This window comes from Micromonospora sp. DT15 (assembly GCF_049841475.1).
In the GTDB taxonomy this organism is placed as follows: Bacteria; Actinomycetota; Actinomycetes; order Mycobacteriales; family Micromonosporaceae; genus Micromonospora.
Genome location: NZ_JBNCKJ010000002.1, coordinates 414,266 through 431,717 on the forward strand (window position 1 = coordinate 414,266; position 17,452 = coordinate 431,717).

Annotated in this window: 16 protein-coding genes and 1 riboswitch; of the genes, 13 read left to right on the plus strand and 3 right to left on the minus strand. The window is 71.6% G+C overall.

Annotation, left to right across the window (positions count from 1 at the left end; all coding sequences use genetic code 11):
• Window positions 1–176 precede the first annotated feature (176 nt).
• The 6 genes from ACLQ3F_RS06005 to ACLQ3F_RS06030 all read left to right on the plus strand — a co-directional run bounded on the left by ACLQ3F_RS06005 (window position 177) and on the right by ACLQ3F_RS06030 (window position 5,005).
• Entirely contained in the window at window positions 177–641 is a 465-nt protein-coding gene (locus tag ACLQ3F_RS06005) for a bifunctional nuclease family protein (RefSeq protein WP_030327706.1), read from the plus strand.
• 159 nt (window positions 642–800) lie between these two features.
• On the plus strand, window positions 801–1,397 hold the full coding sequence (locus ACLQ3F_RS06010) for a MerR family transcriptional regulator (protein WP_355007555.1): 597 nt from the start codon (window positions 801–803) through the stop codon (window positions 1,395–1,397).
• 259 nt (window positions 1,398–1,656) lie between these two features.
• A complete protein-coding gene (locus tag ACLQ3F_RS06015) occupies window positions 1,657–2,055 on the plus strand; it encodes a group I truncated hemoglobin (RefSeq protein ID WP_357206469.1) in 399 nt (132 codons plus the stop codon).
• 2 nt (window positions 2,056–2,057) lie between these two features.
• Window positions 2,058–3,239, plus strand: coding sequence for a globin domain-containing protein (locus ACLQ3F_RS06020; RefSeq protein WP_425846883.1), 1,182 nt, complete (start codon window positions 2,058–2,060; stop codon window positions 3,237–3,239).
• A complete protein-coding gene (locus tag ACLQ3F_RS06025) occupies window positions 3,236–3,931 on the plus strand; it encodes a DivIVA domain-containing protein (protein ID WP_355007552.1) in 696 nt (231 codons plus the stop codon). The genes ACLQ3F_RS06020 and ACLQ3F_RS06025 overlap by 4 nt, the downstream gene beginning before the upstream one ends.
• Window positions 3,932–4,045: 114 nt before the next feature.
• Window positions 4,046–5,005 carry an SAM-dependent methyltransferase gene (locus ACLQ3F_RS06030; protein ID WP_425846886.1) on the plus strand — a complete coding sequence of 320 codons (960 nt, stop codon included), beginning with the start codon at window positions 4,046–4,048 and terminating at the stop codon, window positions 5,003–5,005.
• 54 nt (window positions 5,006–5,059) lie between these two features.
• Here ACLQ3F_RS06030 and ACLQ3F_RS06035 read toward each other — a convergent pair whose 3' ends face one another.
• Complete coding sequence (locus ACLQ3F_RS06035) at window positions 5,060–5,716, minus strand: NAD(P)H-binding protein (RefSeq protein ID WP_425846888.1); 657 nt, start codon at window positions 5,714–5,716, stop codon at window positions 5,060–5,062.
• Window positions 5,717–5,818: 102 nt separating this feature from the next.
• Here ACLQ3F_RS06035 and ACLQ3F_RS06040 point away from each other — a divergent pair, with 102 nt between their 5' ends.
• From ACLQ3F_RS06040 to gcvP, 3 genes are all read left to right on the plus strand, one after another.
• A complete protein-coding gene (locus ACLQ3F_RS06040; protein WP_425846890.1) occupies window positions 5,819–6,907 on the plus strand; it encodes a MerR family transcriptional regulator in 1,089 nt (362 codons plus the stop codon).
• Window positions 6,908–7,025: 118 nt separating this feature from the next.
• Window positions 7,026–7,868: an NAD-dependent protein deacetylase gene (locus tag ACLQ3F_RS06045; RefSeq protein ID WP_425846892.1), complete on the plus strand. Its 843-nt coding sequence runs from the start codon at window positions 7,026–7,028 to the stop codon at window positions 7,866–7,868.
• A 102-nt stretch (window positions 7,869–7,970) separates the two neighbouring features.
• Window positions 7,971–8,069: riboswitch (glycine riboswitch) on the plus strand.
• A 73-nt stretch (window positions 8,070–8,142) separates the two neighbouring features.
• On the plus strand, window positions 8,143–10,965 hold the full coding sequence (gene gcvP, locus ACLQ3F_RS06050; RefSeq protein ID WP_425846894.1) for an aminomethyl-transferring glycine dehydrogenase: 2,823 nt from the start codon (window positions 8,143–8,145) through the stop codon (window positions 10,963–10,965).
• Between the two features lie 149 nt (window positions 10,966–11,114).
• Here the strand turns inward: gcvP and ACLQ3F_RS06055 are convergent, their stop codons facing one another.
• The gene (locus tag ACLQ3F_RS06055) at window positions 11,115–11,315 is read right to left on the minus strand and encodes a DUF5999 family protein (protein WP_007460326.1); all 201 of its coding nucleotides are present in this window, start codon (window positions 11,313–11,315) and stop codon (window positions 11,115–11,117) included.
• Between the two features lie 123 nt (window positions 11,316–11,438).
• On the opposite strand from ACLQ3F_RS06055, the gene ACLQ3F_RS06060 reads away from it, so the two are divergent.
• On the plus strand, window positions 11,439–12,686 hold the full coding sequence (locus tag ACLQ3F_RS06060; RefSeq protein WP_425846896.1) for a chorismate-binding protein: 1,248 nt from the start codon (window positions 11,439–11,441) through the stop codon (window positions 12,684–12,686).
• Between the two features lie 32 nt (window positions 12,687–12,718).
• Window positions 12,719–13,228 (plus strand): peptide deformylase, encoded by a 510-nt coding sequence (gene def / locus ACLQ3F_RS06065; protein WP_210783845.1) that lies wholly within the window; start codon window positions 12,719–12,721, stop codon window positions 13,226–13,228.
• A 161-nt stretch (window positions 13,229–13,389) separates the two neighbouring features.
• Here def and ACLQ3F_RS06070 read toward each other — a convergent pair whose 3' ends face one another.
• A complete protein-coding gene (locus ACLQ3F_RS06070; protein WP_355007547.1) occupies window positions 13,390–14,160 on the minus strand; it encodes a sulfite exporter TauE/SafE family protein in 771 nt (256 codons plus the stop codon).
• 183 nt (window positions 14,161–14,343) lie between these two features.
• On the opposite strand from ACLQ3F_RS06070, the gene ACLQ3F_RS06075 reads away from it, so the two are divergent.
• Entirely contained in the window at window positions 14,344–15,123 is a 780-nt protein-coding gene (locus ACLQ3F_RS06075) for an endonuclease/exonuclease/phosphatase family protein (RefSeq protein WP_357258663.1), read from the plus strand.
• A gap of 143 nt (window positions 15,124–15,266) precedes the next feature.
• Complete coding sequence (locus tag ACLQ3F_RS06080; RefSeq protein ID WP_425846899.1) at window positions 15,267–17,372, plus strand: M14 family zinc carboxypeptidase; 2,106 nt, start codon at window positions 15,267–15,269, stop codon at window positions 17,370–17,372.
• Window positions 17,373–17,452 lie beyond the last annotated feature (80 nt).

The window sequence follows — 17,452 nt, forward strand, 5'->3', positions numbered from 1 at the left end:
GTGGGTGGTGGCTGAGCGGAAAGATCTCTTCCGGGAAGCGTGCCGTAGGCTTGCCGGGGTAACCCCTTTTCGGCGCGGACGTGGTGCTGTAGCGCATGGGACGGCCGTGTTGCGGTCCGTGTACCGTGCAGGGAAAGGCGCGGTGCGGCGTAGGTGACAACGACACGGAGGCGGCGGTGCGCGAGCTGAGCGTGGTCGGAGTTCGGGTGGAGCTGCCCAGCAACCAGCCGATCGTCCTGCTCAGGGAGGTCGAGGGGGACCGCTATCTGCCGATCTGGATCGGCGCGGTCGAGGCGACGGCTATCGCTTATGAGCAGCAGGGGGTCAAGCCGGCCCGGCCGTTGACGCATGACCTTCTGCGGGACGTGTTGGCGGCGTTGAAGGCGCCCTTGCAGGCGGTGGAGATCACCGAGCTGAAGGAGAACGTCTTCTACGCTGATCTGTTGATCGGTGATGGGGTGCGGGTGTCGGCGCGGCCGAGCGATTCGATCGCGTTGGCGTTGCGGGTTGGCGCGCCGATTCGTTGTGCGGAGCAGGTCCTCAGCGAGGCGGGGATCGTTATCCCTGATGAGCAGGAGGACGAGGTGGAGAAGTTCCGCGAGTTCCTGGAGCAGGTGCGTCCGGAGGATTTCGCGGGCTGAGGTGTGCCTGGGCTCTGTTGGTGATCTTTCTCGGTGGCTGCGCGGCGTGTCGCGTCGGTTCCTCCGTGGTAACCCCTGACGGTGGCGATAGGGTTTCCATGTCGAGGGGTGCGCGTCCCGGAAACGATGCGTCGCCACACTGACGGGGAGGTTGTCCGGATGCACGAGCCGCGGGATTCCGATCCGGGTGCAGAGTTCGACGAGTCGGGTGCCTCGTCGCCAGGTGTGGCGGCTGAGGGTGACGGTTCGGTTGGTTACCGGGGTGTGACGGCCTGCCATGCGGTGGGCATCAGTTACCGGCAGTTGGATTACTGGGCGCGGACGACGCTGGTGGTGCCGAGCGTTCGTGATGCCTCGGGTTCGGGGACGCAGCGGTTGTATTCGTTCCGGGACCTGGTGGTGTTGAAGGTCGTGAAGCGGTTGTTGGATGCGGGGGTGTCCCTGCAGAACATCCGTAAGGCGATCGAGGCGTTGCGGTCGCGTGGTGTGGAGGATCTGGCGGGGATCACGCTGATCTCTGATGGGACGACGGTGTATGAGTGCCGGTCTCCGGAGGAGGTGGTCGACCTGTTGCAGGGTGGCCAGGGGGTCTTCGGCATCGCGATCGGTGGGGCTTTCAAGGAGATCCAGGGGTCGTTGTCGCATCTGCCGGCGGAGCCGGCGACGAGCGGCCCGGTGGAGCCGGTGGTGGCGGCGGGCCCGGATCCGGTGGGTGACGAGTTGGCGGCGCGGCGGGCGCGGCGGCGCGCCGGCTGACGGTTCGGTCTTTCGGTTTTTTTCCGGTTGTTTTCTCGCGACCGTCGGTGACGGTGGCGGGGGTTGATCGGCCGCGTCGGTCCACTGTGGATACCGTGGGTGTCGTGTCGGTTGCCCATTGTGGAGATACCCATCGGTAGTGGTGACGCACCGTGTCGTCCTGTTGTCGGGAATCCGATAAGGGGGCGCTGACCGGGGGCGGTTGACACGCTATGGTCCCTCACGGTTCTGGACCCTTCACCCCCCGGAAGGAACGACCGTGACGGTTACGGAAGAGACTGTTCCCACCTCGCACTACGACCGTATTGGCGGTGCCAGTTCGGTCAAGGCGGCGGTTGAGCTGTTCTACGACAAGGTGCTCGCGGACCCGGAGTTGGCGGGCTATTTCGCTGGCGTGGACATGGCGGGTCAGCGGCGGCATCTGGCGTTGATGTTGACGGTGGTGCTGGGTGGCCCGAACGAGTACACGGGTCGCGGGTTGGACGAGGCGCACCAGCCGTTGAACATCACGGTGGGCCACTACGCGAAGGTGGGCGAGTACCTGACGGTGACGCTGACCGAGCTCGGAGTGCCGGCGGACGTCATCGCCGATGTGCAGACGGTGCTGGGGCAGGTGCAGGGCCAGGTGGTGGCTGCCGGGAACAGGTCGGGCGTCTGAGCGTGGACGCCGCTCGCCTCAAGCAGAGCTGGTCGGTGGTCGCCGGTCACGGCGATCAGGTGCCGCTCTACTTCTACTCGACGTTGTTCCTCGCCCATCCCGAGACGCGGCAGATGTTCCCCACGAACATGGCTGGTCAGCGGGACCGCCTCGTGACCGCGTTGGGTCACATCGTGTCCAACGTGGACCAGGTGGATCGGCTGGTGGGTTTCCTGCAGGATCTCGGCGCGGATCACCGTAAGTTCGCGGTCCGCGCGGAGCATTATCCGGCGGTCGGTGAGGCGCTGGTGGCGACGTTGCAGCATTTCCTCGCCGAGCAGTGGACCGACGAGTTGGCTGCGGACTGGACGGCGGCGTACGGGTTGGTCGCCCAGGTGATGGTGGAGGCCGCGCAGGCCGCTGAGGCGGTCAATCCGCCGTGGTGGGTGGCGGAGATCGTGGCGCATGAGCGGCGGGCGTTCGACGTGGCGGTGTTGACGGTGCGTCCGCAGTATCTGTTGCCGTTCACGCCGGGTCAGTCGATCGGGGTGTCGCACCCGTCGGTGCGGTCGTGGCGGTACTACTCGCCGGCGAACGCGCCGCGGGCGGACGGCACGTTGGAGTTGCATGTGCGGGCCGCGCCGGGTGGTGCGGTGTCGTCGCGGCTGGTGTACGGGTCGGCGGTGGGGGATCGGGTTCACCTGGCGGCGCCGGTGGGGGACCGGCTGGGGTTGTGGGCGGCGGGCTCCAGTGACCTGTTGCTGTTGGTGTCGGGTACCGGCTGGGCGCCGATGAAGGCGTTGGTGGAGCAGGTGGCCGCGGAGGGTTCCCGCCGGCGGGTGGACCTGTATGTGGGGGCCCGGTCCCGTAGCGAGTTCTACGACAGCGATGCGATCGACAAGTTGGCGTCGTCGTATCCGTGGTTGACGGTGACGTACGTGGTCGGTGCCGACATGCACCGGCCGGGGGAGTTCGTGCAGGCGGTGGACCGGGCGTTGGCCGACGGTGACTGGCGGTCCCGGCACGTGTTCGTGTGTGGGTCGGACGAGATGGTGTCGCACGCGGTGCGGACGTTGGTGCAGGCGGGCTACCACGCGGGTCAGGTGCACCACGAGGGCCTGGGCGCGCAGTGGTACGGCCCGGCGTGGCGCACGGCGGTGCAGCAGTCGGCTGCGGGTGGCACTTCGGGAGGTGGGCACAGGTGAGTGCGACGCCGATCAGTCGGTATGACGGGGTGCAGGTGTCCGGCGGTGTGCAGGTGCGGATGACCGCCGACCGGGTTCGGCGGTGGGAGTTCGGTGCGGCGTCGTTCGCTCGGCGTGGTTACGACAACGCTGATGTGGACCGGTTCCGGGTGCAGGTCGCTGACGAGTTGGACCTGTTGGCGACGCAGATCGCGACGTTGCGGGCGGAGAACGAGCGCCTGACCGACCGGGTGGAGTTGCACCGGCACGGGGTGATCCCGAGTACGGGGGCGGCGGCGAAGCTTCCGGCGGCGCGTGAGGTGAATCTGCTGTCGGCGGCGCAGCGGGAGGCCGAGCAGATCATCGCGCAGGCGCATGACTACGCGCGTCGGGTCGCCGAGTACGCCCGGGTGCAGTACGAGAGTTACCTGCACGCGGCGGAGGCGGAGGCGAAGCAGGAGGCGGAGCGGGCGGTGGCGGAGTACCGCAGCGCGGCGGGGTCGAGCTTCGACGACACGGTGGCGACCCGGGAGGCGTTGCGGATCTTCGGCGAGATGATGGTGTCGCACATGCAGGCGGCGGCGCGGCATCTCGACGACGGCAGTGAGCAGTTGGCGCGCACGATGGATCGGATCGCGGCGGAGACGCCGGGGGCGCCGTTCGTGGGTGGCGTGGTGGGTCAGTCGGCGTTGCCGCGGCACCAGCAGCGCTGAGTCGCCGGGTGGGGTGCGCTGAGGTGGACCCCACCCGGTGCGCTGGCGGCGGTGGCATAGTCGGAGGGGTCAGGCGGGGCTGACCGGTGGCCCGCCCCGGGGAGAGGCGCCGTCGTGTCGGTATCACCGTCTCCATCCGGCGGATCGGCGGACCCGCTGACCGCGTTGGAGGCGTCGGCGTGGGCGCTGGCGGCCGCTGTCGGCACCATGAGTGACGCCCTGTCGGCCCCGCTCGCCGAGGTCCTCGCGGCGTCGCCGCACCGCACCGCGGTATTGGAAGCGGCCGGTCTGCTGTCCTGGGACGGCGGGACGCCGGTCGCGCACCCGTCGCTGGTGCCTGCCGACGGGCCGACCGGGCGCAGCGCGGTGCAGGCGCGGTTGAGTTCGCTGCGGCAGGCGGTCGCCGCGGCGGCGCAGGAGCCTTCCGGCGGGGGTGGCGCGGGCTGGGCGCAGGTCGACGACGAGGTGTTGCTGCATCAGGGTCGGGCGTCGGCGGCGACCGGCCGGGCGTTGGCGACCCGGGTGGTGCCCGAGTTGGCGGGGCTGGCGGAGCGCTTGGACTCGGCGGATGCCCGGGTGCTGGACGTGGGCACCGGCGTGGCGGCGTTGGCTGTCGCCCTGGCCCGCGCGTTGCCCCGGGTGTCGGTGGTGGGCATCGACGTGCTGCAGCGGGCGTTGGACCTGGCCCGCGGGGAGTTGGCCGAGGCGCGCGACGTCGCGGACCGGATCAGTGTGCGCCGGCAGGACGTCGCGGACGTGGCCGAGCCGGATGGGTACGACCTGGTGTGGGTGCCGGCGCCGTTTCTTCCCCAGCAGACGTTGGCGCTCGCGTTGCCCCGGTTGGTGCAGGCGCTGCGACCCGGTGGCTGGCTGGTGGCCGGCACCAATCCGCCAGCCGGGGACCCGTTGCGGGCGGCCGTCGACCGGTGGAACGCCGTCCGCAACGGCGGCAACGCCTTCGACGCCGACCGGATGGCGGAGGTGCTGGAGGAGGCCGGGTTGGGTGACGTTCGGCGTTTTCCGACCGTCCCCGGTGGGCCGGTGTTGGTCGCCGCGCACCGCCCGGGCGGCTGAGGGCCGCACCTGGTGGGTGGGTGTCAGCCGAGCCCCTGCGGCGCGACGGGTCGGTCAGCTGGCGGCGGCGCGGACGGCCTCGACGATCGGGGTGGGTCCGTCGACGAGTTCCAGTGTCGCGCCGGTGGTGCGCGGTTCGTCGAGCAGCGCGGCGAGGACGTGGGCGACGTCGGTGCGGCTGATCGCGCCACTACCGGCGTGTGGGGTGAGGGTGACCCGCCCGGTGGGTGGGTCGTCGGTGAGCCGGCCGGGTCGTAGCACCGTCCAGGCCAGGTCGCGGCGGCGCAGGTCGTCCTCGGCGGCGCGTTTGGCGCGCAGGTACGCCGCCCACACGTCGTCGGTGCCGGGGGCGGGTGGTGTGTCCACGCCCATGGAGGAGACGAGCAGGTAGTGGTGGACGCCGGCGTGGGTGGCGGCGTCGGCGAGCAGCGCGGCGGCGGCCCGGTCGACGGTGTCCTTGCGGGCGGCGCCGCTGCCGGGGCCCGCGCCGGCGGCGAAGACCACCGCGTCGGCACCGCGCAGGTGCTCGGCCACCTGTTCCGGCGAGGTGTGCTCCAGGTCGCAGACGACGGGGGTGGCGCCGGCGGCGCGCAGCGTCGCGGTCTGCTCGGGGTTGCGGATGAGGCCGACGGCGGTGTCGCCGCGCCCGACGAGGTGGCGTTGCAACAGTAGGGCGATCCTGCCGTGGCCTCCGGCGATGACGACGCGCATGCGCCCAACCTACCGGCGTCATCGGCTTGACCTTGACCTTCGGGCAACCCTGAGCCTGGTGGGAGCCGGTCGCCGTGACCGGCGCGCGAGGAGGATGTCGACGTGGGGCTGATGACCATCGGGGCGTTCGCCCGGGCGGCGAGGCTGACGCCGAAGGCGTTGCGCCTGTACGACCAGGGCGGGCTGCTGGTGCCGGCCGCTGTCGATCCGGAGTCCGGTTACCGGCTCTACGACCCGGCTCAGCTGCCGGTGGCGCGGCTGGTCGCCCAGTTGCGTCGGCTCGGTATGCCGCTGGCGACGATCCGGGTCGTGTGTGACCTGGAGCCGGCAGCGGCGGCTGAGGCGGTCACCGCGTACTGGCAACAGGTCAGCGCCGACACCGCGGCCCGCGCCCGGCTCGCCACCCTCCTCGTGGACCACCTGTCTGAAGGGGGTACCACCATGTCTGACCCGGATCCCACAGTTGTCGTTCGCTTCGCCGCCGGTTGTGACACCGGGCTGGTGCGCGACAGCAACGAGGACACCGCGTACGCCACCGAGCGGTTGCTCGCCGTGGCCGACGGGATGCGGGGGCCCGGCGGCGCGGCCGCCAGCGCCGCCGCCGTCGACGCCCTGAAGCCATTGGCCCTCACCGACGTGCCGGGCGCGGACCTGCTGACGATGCTGGGCGGCGCGGTGAGCGCCGCCGACAGTGCCGTGCACGCGTTGGCCACCGACACCGACCAGCCCGTCACGACGCTGACCGCGCTGCTGCTCAGCGGCTCCCGGCTGGCGCTGGTGCACGTCGGTGACACCCGGGCCTACCTACTGCGCGGCGGTGAGTTGTCGTTGCTCACGCAGGATCACACCTGGGTGCAGACCCAGGTTGATCAGGGTCGGCTCGACCGGGACCAGGCCGCGACGCATCCGCAGCGCGCGGTGCTGGTGCGTGCCCTCGGTGGCGGCCGGCAGGTCGAGGCGGATCTGGCGCTGCGTACCGCGGTTCCGGGTGACCGGTACCTGTTGTGCTCCGACGGGCTGTCCGCGGTCGTCGGCCGGGCCGGGTTGGGGTCGGCGTTGGCCGCGACGGACGATCCCGAGGACACGGTGCGGGCGCTGATCGATCTGGCGCGCGCCGAGGGGGCGCCGGACAACATCGCCTGCGTCGTCGCCGACGTCCTAGCCGCAGAACCGTCGTCGCCGACGTCCTAGCTTGATAGCCGTCGTCGCCGACGTCCTAGCCGCATGGCCGTCGTCCGCGCCGGGTGGGGCCGCCCACCCGGCGCGGGGCTCGGCGTCAGCGGCCCGGTTGAGGCAGCATGGAGAGGTGATGGAGAGCTTCGACGCGTTGACCTCGCTGGTGGCCGGTGGTGGGGTGGTGGTGCTCAGCGGCGCCGGCCTGTCCACCGAGTCGGGAATTCCGGATTACCGGGGGCCCAGCGGGGTGGCGCGGCGGCACACGCCGATGACCTTCCAGGCGTTCACCCGCGATCCCCTCGCGCGGCGCCGCTACTGGGCGCGCAGCCACCTGGGCTGGCGGCTGATCACGGGCGCGGCGCCCAACGCCGGGCACCGGGCGGTGGCCGGGCTGCAGCACGCCGGGCTGGTCGACACGGTCATCACCCAGAACGTCGACGGTCTGCACGGTGCGGCCGGCAGCCCGTCGGTGATCGAGTTGCACGGTCGCCTCGACGAGGTGACCTGCCTGGACTGCGGCAACCTGACCTCCCGAGAGGAGCTGCACCGGCGGTTGCGCGAGGCCAACCCGGAGTTCGTGGCCCGCGTCGCCGCCGTCAACCCGGACGGTGATGTTGATCTCCCCGATGAGCAGGTGGAGGCGTTCCGGCCGGTGGACTGCGGGATCTGCGGCACCGGGATGCTGAAACCGGACGTGGTGTTCTTCGGTGAGACGGTGCCACCGCAGCGGGTGGCGCGGTGTTTCGCGGCCGTGGAGCAGGCCCGCGCGTTGCTGGTGCTGGGGTCGTCGTTGACGGTGATGTCGGGGCGCCGGTTCGTGATTCGGGCGGCGAAACGGGGCATCCCGGTCGCGATCGTCAACCAGGGGCCGACCCGGGGTGACGGCCACGCCACCGTGTGCGTGGACGCGCCGCTGGGTGCGGTGCTGCCGCAGGTGGCCGCGCGGGTCGGCGCCGGGGCGCCGCTGGGGGTCTGACGGGCCAACCCCGCATGGGCACCCCGCCCGGGTGGGACATCAGCCCCCGGGGGTAGGACATCTGCCGGAAACACCAACGCTGGTAGCGTTGACCACGCCGGTAACACCCACGTGGGAGAGACCGCCCGACAGCACGCAGGGCGGCGCCGAAGGGGCAAATCCTCCCCGGAACCTCTCAGGCAAAAGGACCTCGTGGGCAGGCGCTGTGGAGTGCCCCTGTGGGTGCGACAGAGGGGGAGGCCGACACGTCGACCTCGCCCCGGGAGTGCCACCCATGACTGTAGAGCAGTTCGCCACCCGTCACATCGGTCCCGGCCCCGACGATGAGCGTCGGATGCTGGAGGTCGTCGGGCACGACTCGATCGACGAGCTGATGGACGCCGCGATCCCCGAGGTGATCCGCTGGCACGGCACCCTCGACCTGCCCGAGGCGGCCACCGAGGCCGAGACGATCGCCGAGCTGCGGGCCCTCGCGGCGCGTAACACCGTCGCCGTGTCCATGATCGGGCTCGGGTACCACGGCACGCACACCCCGGCGGTGATCCGCCGCAACGTCCTTGAAGACCCGGCCTGGTACACGGCGTACACCCCGTACCAGCCGGAGATCAGCCAGGGCCGGCTGGAGGCGCTGCTGAACTTCCAGACCATGGTCACCGACCTGACCGGCCTGGCCACCGCGAACGCCTCCATGCTCGACGAGGGCACCGCGGCGGCGGAGGCGATGACCCTGGCGCGGCGGGCCTCCAAGAGCAAGAGCGGCGTGTACGTCGTCGACGCCGACGCGTTGCCGCAGACCATCGCGGTGATCACCAGCCGGGCCGAGCCGCTCGGCATCGACGTGCGGGTCCTCGACGTGCAGCGCGACGAGTTGCCGGGAGAGTTCTTCGGCCTGCACCTGCAGTATCCGGGGGCGTCCGGGGCGGTACGCGACCACGCCCGCCTCGTGGAGGCCGCGCACGCCGTCGGCGCCCTGGTGACAGTGGCGGCGGACCTGCTGGCGTTGACGCTGCTGCGCGCACCGGGCGACATCGGCGCCGACATCGCCGCCGGCACCACCCAGCGTTTCGGCGTACCCATGGGCTTCGGTGGGCCGCACGCCGGTTACCTGGCGGTGCGGTCGGGCCTGGAGCGGATGCTGCCCGGGCGCCTGGTCGGGGTGTCGCGCGACGCGGACGGCAACCCGGCCTACCGGTTGGCGTTGCAGACCCGTGAGCAGCACATTCGCCGGGAGAAGGCGACCAGCAACATCTGCACCGCGCAGGTGCTCCTGGCCGTGATGGCCGGCATGTACGCCGTCTACCACGGCCCGGACGGGCTGCGCGCCATCGCTACGCGTACCCATGCGATGGCGGCGCGGCTCGCGGCCGGGTTGCGCGCCGGTGGGGTGGACGTCGCGGACGTCGCGTTCTTCGACACCGTCACCGCGACCGTGCCCGGGAGGGCCGCCGAGGTGGTGGCCGCCGCCGCGGAGCGTGGTGTCAACCTGCGGCTGGTCGACGCCGACCGGGTGGGGGTGTCCTGCGACGAGACCACGACCGACGCGCACCTGGCGCAGGTGTGGGCGGCGTTCGGGGTGCCCGCGTTCGACGCCGACGCGGACGCGGCTCTGCCCGTCGACCTGATTCGCGGCAGCGACTTCCTCACCCACCCGGTGTTCCGCAGCCACCACTCGGAGACGGCGATGCTGCGCTACCTGCGGCGGTTGTCGGACTTCGACTACGCCCTGGACCGGGGCATGATCCCGCTCGGGTCGTGCACGATGAAGCTGAACGCGACCACCGAGATGGAGCCGGTCAGCTGGGCGGAGTTCGCGAACATCCACCCGTTCGCCCCGGACGCGCAGACCGCCGGGTACCGGGAGATGATCGGTCAGTTGGAGTCGTGGCTGGCCGAGGTGACCGGGTACGACGCGGTCAGCGTGCAGCCCAACGCCGGTTCGCAGGGTGAGCTGGCCGGCCTGTTGGCGATCCGCTCGTACCACGCGTCGCGGGGGGAGACGCACCGCGACGTGTGTCTGATCCCGTCGTCGGCGCACGGCACGAACGCGGCGTCGGCGGTGATGGCCGGGATGCGGGTCGTGGTGGTGACCTGCGACGACGACGGCAACGTCGACCTCGTCGACCTCGACGCGAAGATCGACAAGCACCGCGACGCGCTCGCCGCGATCATGGTGACGTACCCGTCCACGCACGGTGTGTACGAGACGGGTATCGCGTCGCTGTGCGCGAAGGTCCACGACGCGGGCGGGCAGGTGTACGTCGACGGGGCGAACCTCAACGCCCTGGTCGGGTTCGCCAAGCCCGGCAAGTTCGGCGCGGACGTGTCGCACCTGAACCTGCACAAGACGTTCTGCATCCCGCACGGCGGCGGCGGCCCGGGGGTGGGCCCGGTGGCGGTGCGCGCGCACCTGGCGCCGTTCCTGCCCGGTGACCCGCAGGGCGCGCACGTCGACGCCACCCCGGCGATCTCGGCGGCGAAGTACGGGTCGGCGGGGATCCTGCCGATCCCGTGGGCGTACCTGCGGATGATGGGCGCCGAGGGGCTGACCCGGGCCACCGGTGTGGCGGTCCTCGCGGCGAACTACGTGGCGGCGCGGCTGCGGGGGCACTTCCCGGTGCTGTACGCCGGCAACAAGGGCCTGGTGGCCCACGAGTGCATCCTCGACCTGCGGCCGTTGACGAAGGCGACCGGGGTGAGCGTCGACGACGTGGCGAAGCGGCTGATCGACTACGGCTTCCACGCGCCCACGATGTCGTTCCCGGTGGCGGGAACGCTGATGGTGGAGCCGACCGAGAGCGAGGACCTGGCCGAGCTGGACCGGTTCTGCGACGCGATGATCGCGATCCGCGCGGAGATCGAGCAGGTGGGTTCCGGGGCGTGGCCGGCGGGGGACAACCCCCTGGCAAACGCGCCGCACACCGCGGCGATGGTCAGCGGTGACGAGTGGTCGCACGCGTACCCGCGGTCGGTGGGCGCGTACCCGGCCGGGGTGGACCGGGCCGGGAAGTACTGGCCGCCGGTGCGGCGCATCGACGGCGCGTACGGCGACCGGAATCTGGTCTGCTCGTGCCCGTCGCCGGAGGCGTTCGAGGACTGACGACGCCGCAGCCGGTCGAGACTGACGACGGCGCGCCGGGGCGGGCGATACGGCCTGCCCCGGCAGCCGCTGCGACCTGGGCGGGGACGTCCCTTACCGGGGGACTAGCCTGGGTCGACGGCGGCTAAACGGTGACGCTGAGTGGTCGGTCAGGCCACGAGAGCGTGGCGGGCGGGGCCGCGGTGCGGTGCGATGCTGCTGCCGTCAGGAAGCAGCTCGCCGGTGTCCTCGAAGACGATGACACCGTTGCAGAGCAGGCTCCAGCCCTGCTCACGGAAGCAGGCGAGGACCCGCGCGGCTTCCCGGTCGGTGGCTTCAGCGGAGGGGCAGGTCGGTTGGTGCTGGCACATCGGGTTCTCCGGACTGTGGGGGCACTGTGTCATGGTTCACATGACCAGTGACGCACAGTACCAAGCGAAAGTGTCCAGCATCGAGCAGGTGCCCGCCTGGTGCACGGGAAATCCACTGAACGGATGAGGAAGGTTGGACCGTACGGCGTGGAAACGCTCCCAAAGGTGTGCGCCGCGAGCAGCGGCCCGGTTGCGACCGCCGCGAGCAGCGGCCCGGCTGCGACCGTCGATGTACCCGCCGCGCCGGCCGCGTGCCGGGGCGCGCTGACCGAACGCGCCCGCCTGCACTGGTCCCGCGGCGACGGCGGCGACCCCGCGGCCCTCGCCGAGGAGTTCCTCGCCGCGCACGGCCTACCCCTGCACGACCTGACCCGACCCGCCACCGGCCAGCACGGCACCGAGGTCTGCGGCGCGGCGCTGTACCTGTCCGCCGCCGCCGGGGCGCTGCTGGCCGGCGCACCCACCGGGGCGCCCGAGCCCGCACCGGTCCTACCCGACCTCGTCGTCGTGGTCTACCAGCACGGCCCCACCCGGTTCACCCGTCCCGGACCACCGCCACCGTGGTGGCTCGGCGACTGGGCCGAGAGCTGGACCCCCGCCCAGCACGCCGACGCCGTCGACGAGGTCCGCGCCGCCATCGGCCGCGGCGACGTCTACCAGAGCAACCTCGTCGGCCACGCCGCCGCCCCCTACAGCGGCGACCCGCTGCCCGCCCTGAAGCGCCTCGGCGCGCTGCCCGGCGCCCGCTACGGCGGCGTCCTCACCGGCGACGGCTGGGCCATCGGCTGCGCCTCCCCGGAAACCCTCGTCGAGGTCACCGACGGGCAGGTGATCACCCGACCGATCAAGGGCACCCGCCCGGCCACCGCCGCCGGCCGCGCCGAACTGTTCGCCAGCGCCAAGGAACGCGCCGAACACATCATGATCGTCGACCTGGAACGCAACGACCTCGCCCGCATCGCCCGCACCGGCACCGTCACCGTCGACGAACTGTTCGCCGTCCGCCGCTGGTGCGACCTGTGGCAGGCCGAGTCGACAGTGCGCGCCGCCGCCGCCGACGGCCTCGGCCTCGCCGACCTGCTGCGCGCCACCTGCCCCGGCGGCTCCGTCACCGGCGCCCCGAAACTCGCCGCCCTGACCCAGATCAACGCCCTCGAACCCGTCGGACGCGGCGCCAGCATGGGCGCGCTGGGCTGGGTCACCACAGGCCACGTCGACCTGGGCCTGACCATCCGCACCGCCGCCGCCGACGGCCAACGACTGCACACCTGGGCCGGCGGCGGCATCACCTGGGACAGCGACGCACACGCCGAGGTCGCCGAGGCCGCCGCGAAGACCACCCCGATCCGCGCCACCCTGGCCGGGCGCTGACCGCGGCACCACACGGCGATACGCTGAACCCCATGACCATGCGGCCCATCCGGATCATCGGCGACCCTGTCCTGCGCACCGGATGCGAACCGGTCACCACCTTCGACGCCGAGCTACGCGCCCTCGTCACCGACCTGATGGACACCCTGCTCGGCGCCCCCGGCCGCGCCGGCGTCGCCGCACCGCAGATCGGCGTCAGCGCCCAGGTGTTCGTCTACGACGCCGACGGGCACCGCGGCCACCTCATCAACCCCACCCTCGAACTGTCCGACGAACTCCAGGACGACGAGGAGGGCTGCCTGTCCATCCCCGGGCTGTACTTCCCGACCGTACGGGCCCTGCACGCCACCGCCCACGGCGTCGACCAGCACGGCGAGCCACTCACCATCGCCGGCAGCGGGTTCCTGGCCCGCGCCCTGCAACACGAGACCGACCACCTCGGCGGGCGGCTCTACGTCGACACCCTGCGCGGCGACACCCGCCGCCGCGCCCTGCGCGAAATCCGCGCCGGACGCTTCGACTCACCCAGCCGACGCGGCTAGGGCCTGTTTCGTAAGGGCGGTCGAGCCGAGGCGGTGTCCGGGCGGCGATCCGGCAAGGCGCGGTTTCGTTTGGATACCGCTGTTGTATCCGGACGAAACCGCAACGCCGCCGGTCGTCGTCCGGGCCCGGCGCAGGCCGGCCAGTTCTTACGAAACAGGCCCTAGCTCACCCACTGGTCGTGGCCCAGCTTCGCGACCAACGCCACCACCACCACCAGCAACACCACCCGCACGAACCCGGAGCCGCGGCGCAACGCCATCCGCGCCCCCAGCACCGCGCCGGCGATGTTGCACACCGCCATGCCCGCGCCCAGCAGCCACCACACGTGCCCGGTCGCCGCGAACACCACCAGCGCGCCCAGGTTCGTCCCCGCGTTGACGACCTTCGCCATCGCCGAGCCGTGCACGAAGTCCGCGCCCACGAGAGCGGTGAACGCCAACACCAGGAACGTGCCGGTGCCCGGGCCGATCAACCCGTCGTACAGGGCGATCCCCACACCGGCCACCGCGATCACCGCCGCCACCCGCACCGTGGTGCGCTTCGCCGGCACCGCGACCGCTCCCATCCGGGGACGCAACAGCACAAAGACCGCCACCGCCACCAGCACCACAAGGACGACCGGCCGGTACGCCGACGCCGGCACCGCCCCGGCCAGCGCCGCGCCCACCCCCGCGCTGAGCACCGCGAGCCCCGCCGCCGGACCCGCCACCCGCCAGTCGACAGTCGTCCTGCGCGCGTACGTCGCCGCCGCCGTGGCCGTGCCGAAGATCGCGGCCAGCTTGTTCGTGCCCAGCGCGGTGGCCACCGGCAACCCCGGGGCTGCCACCAACAACGCCGGCAGCAGCAACAACCCACCGCCACCGACCACGGCATCGACCCACCCGGCCATCGCCGCGGCGGCCAGCAGAGTACTCAGCGTCACGGCGTCCACGGGCGGCAATTCTGCCCACCCGACACGCCGCAACGGGCACCGAGTGGCCAGCCTCACCCGCTCACCGACCCCGCGTACGCCGCAACCACACCCCCAACGCGCCGACCGCCACGAACACCAGCACCGAACACAGCAACACCTTCACCACCCGGCAACCATGCCACGGCCACGTAAGGTGCAGGAGTGCGCCTGGCCACCTTCAACCTGCTGCACGGACGGTCCCTCACCGACGGGCTCGTCGACTCCGACCGACTCGCCGCCGCCATCGGGGCCCTCGACGCGGACGTGCTCGCCCTTCAGGAGGTCGACCGCGACCAACGCCGCAGCGGCAACCTCGACCTCACCGCCATCGCCGCCCGCGCCCTCGGCGCACCACACCACCGCTTCGCCGCGGCAGTCGTCGGCACCCCCGGCGAACAGTTCCGCCCTCTGCGCCACGAAGACGACGGCCACGGGGAGCCCTGCTACGGCATCGGCCTGATCAGCCGACACCCCGTCCGCAGCTGGCAGGTCACCCGACTCAAGCCGGCGCCGGTGCGCTCACCGGTCTACGTGCCCGGCCCCCGCGGCGGTCTCATCCTGCTGCACGACGAACCCCGCGTGATCCTCGCCGCCGTCCTGGACACCCCGCACGGCCCCCTCACCGTCGCCGCGACCCACCTGTCCTTCGTGCCCGGCTGGAACGCCCGCCAACTCCGTCAGACCGTCCGCGCCCTGCGCGCGCTACCGGGGCCCCGCGTCCTGCTCGGCGACCTCAACCTGCCCGCCGGCGCGGCCCGCCTCATCTCCGGCTGGCACCCCCTGGGCCGACTCCCCACCTACCCGTCCGGGCAGCCCCGCGTCCAACTCGACCACATCCTCGCCGACCGACACGCCCTCGCCGCCCTCCCACCGGTCCGCGCGGTCACCGCGCCGTCGTCCACCATCAGCGACCACCGCCCCCTGCTGGTCGACCTCGGCTGAGCACCATCGCCAACCGGCACCGGGCTGTCCTCGAAGGCGGGGGAGCGGGCCACCAAGACGCAAGATTCCCTCAAGATCATTGCATCGACGGACTTCGACGATCATGCTGGTCGACACGCCACGATCAACTCGTCGGAGGCCACATGAGACGCCAGCGACAAACCCTCATCGCCGTGTCCACCCTCATCGCCCTCACCCTCACCACCGCAGCCACCCCCGCCAACGCCCACACCGCCGCACCACCCGGCCAGGTCACCGCCCTCACCGCCCACCAGGCCGACGGATACACCACCCTCGCCTGGCAACCCGTCAACGGCGCCACCGACTACCAGATCGAACGCACCCCCGTCGACGCCGACAACACCCCCACCGGCGAAGCCACCATCGTCGGAATCTGGCGACCCAACCGCCAGATCAACCAACAGGCACCCACCTTCGCCGACGCCGGCTACAACCCCGGCGGCACCTTCCAATGGCGTGTACGCGCCCGCACCGGCACCACCGAACAGCCCTACTCCGACCCGGTCACCGCCACCACCACCGCACCCTGGGGCAACCCCACGACCCCCGGCGAGCAACTGCGCACCGGCTGGGAAACCACCCACGCCGCGCAGTACACCAGCGGCACCGACGAGTACGCCTACACCGCCGCCATCGACGCCCTCAGCGACCGCGTACGCGTCGTCGAACTCGGCCGCACCGTCCAGAACCGACCCATCAACATGATGGTCATCGGCCACCCCACCCCGCCGGCCACCCCGCAAGCCGTCGCCGCCACCGCACCCGTGGCCATCAACTGCAACGTGCACGGCAACGAACCCGGCGACCGCGAAGCCTGCCTCATCATGGCCCGCCAACTCGCCTTCAGCACCGACCCCCGCATCACCGACCTCCTCAGCCACACCACCGTCCTGATCGTCCCCACCATCAACGGAGACGGCCGCGCCAACAACACCCGCGGCAACTCCACCGGCCAGGACCTCAACCGCGACTACTCCCTGATCCGCCAACCCGAAACCGCCGCGTACATCAAAATGGTCCGCGACTACCGACCCGTCGCCGGCTACGACGGCCACGAGTTCGGCAACTCCCGCGCCGGCGACCTGCCGATGCTGCCCCCACGGCACCAGAACGTCGCCCAACCCATCTTCGACCAGTCCCAGGACATGATCGAAGGCCACATGTACGCCAAGGGCGCCGAAGCCGGCTGGTGGGCCTGCCCCTACGGCTGCGAAGGCGGCGGCAACGTCGGGCTCAGCGAGGAAACCATCCTGCGCAACACCCTCGGGCTCAAGAACGTCACCAACTCCCTGCTCGAACTGCGCAGCTCCGGCGGCCAGACCCGCCCCGACGAGGGCAACACCGCCAACAACCGACGCCGCAAGACCTACTCCGCCCTGTGGACGTTCCACCAGTTCCTCGACTACCACCGCGCCGACCGCGCCGACATCCTGACAGCCCGCAGCGAAGCCATCGAAACCCAGGCCGCCAACACCGGCCGGCTCGTCTTCCGCGGCTCCCGCCCCATCCCCGCCCACCCGGCACCGCACCCCGGCGACAGCCCACCACCACTCGACGCGCCCCCCGCCGACCTGATCCTCGACAACCCGCCCTGCGCCTACAAACTCACCGACGCCCAGTACAACGGCGCCCGCACCGACGGACCCGGTGGCGTCGGCACCACCGTCGCCCAGCGCATCGCCGCCCACGGCTGGAAGGTCATCACCGTCGGCGACGACCACTACGTCCCCCTCAACCAACCCGAACGCGGCCTCATCCCCCTGCTCCTCGACGGCAAGGGCGTGGAGAAGCTGACCGACGGCGAACGCGTCTATCCCACCCTCACCGGCCGCCGCAACGGACCCCTCACCGTCACCGGCTTCACCTGCGCCGACGACGCCACCATCAACGGCCCGGTCACCGTCCGGGCCGGCGCGGCACTCGTCACGACAGGAACCACCATCAGCGGCCCCCTCACCGCCACCGGCGCCACCGGCGTCCTCCTCGCCGACAGCACCATCAACGGCCCGGTCCGCATCACCACCACCGACACGATCTCCATCATCGACGCCACCATCGCCGGCCCCGTCGACCTGTCCGGCAACACCACCGCCACCGACGCACCCGTACTGGCCGGCACCACCATCCGCGGCCCACTCACCTGCACCGGCAACAACCCCACCCCGCACAACCTCGGCATCGCCAACACCGTCCACGGCCCCCGCACCAACCAGTGCGCGGCACTGTGACCGACCACTAGCGAGCCATCACGCCGGCGGCGCGGACCCGACACCCGCGCCGCCGGCACCCCACCAGCAACACCGCACCC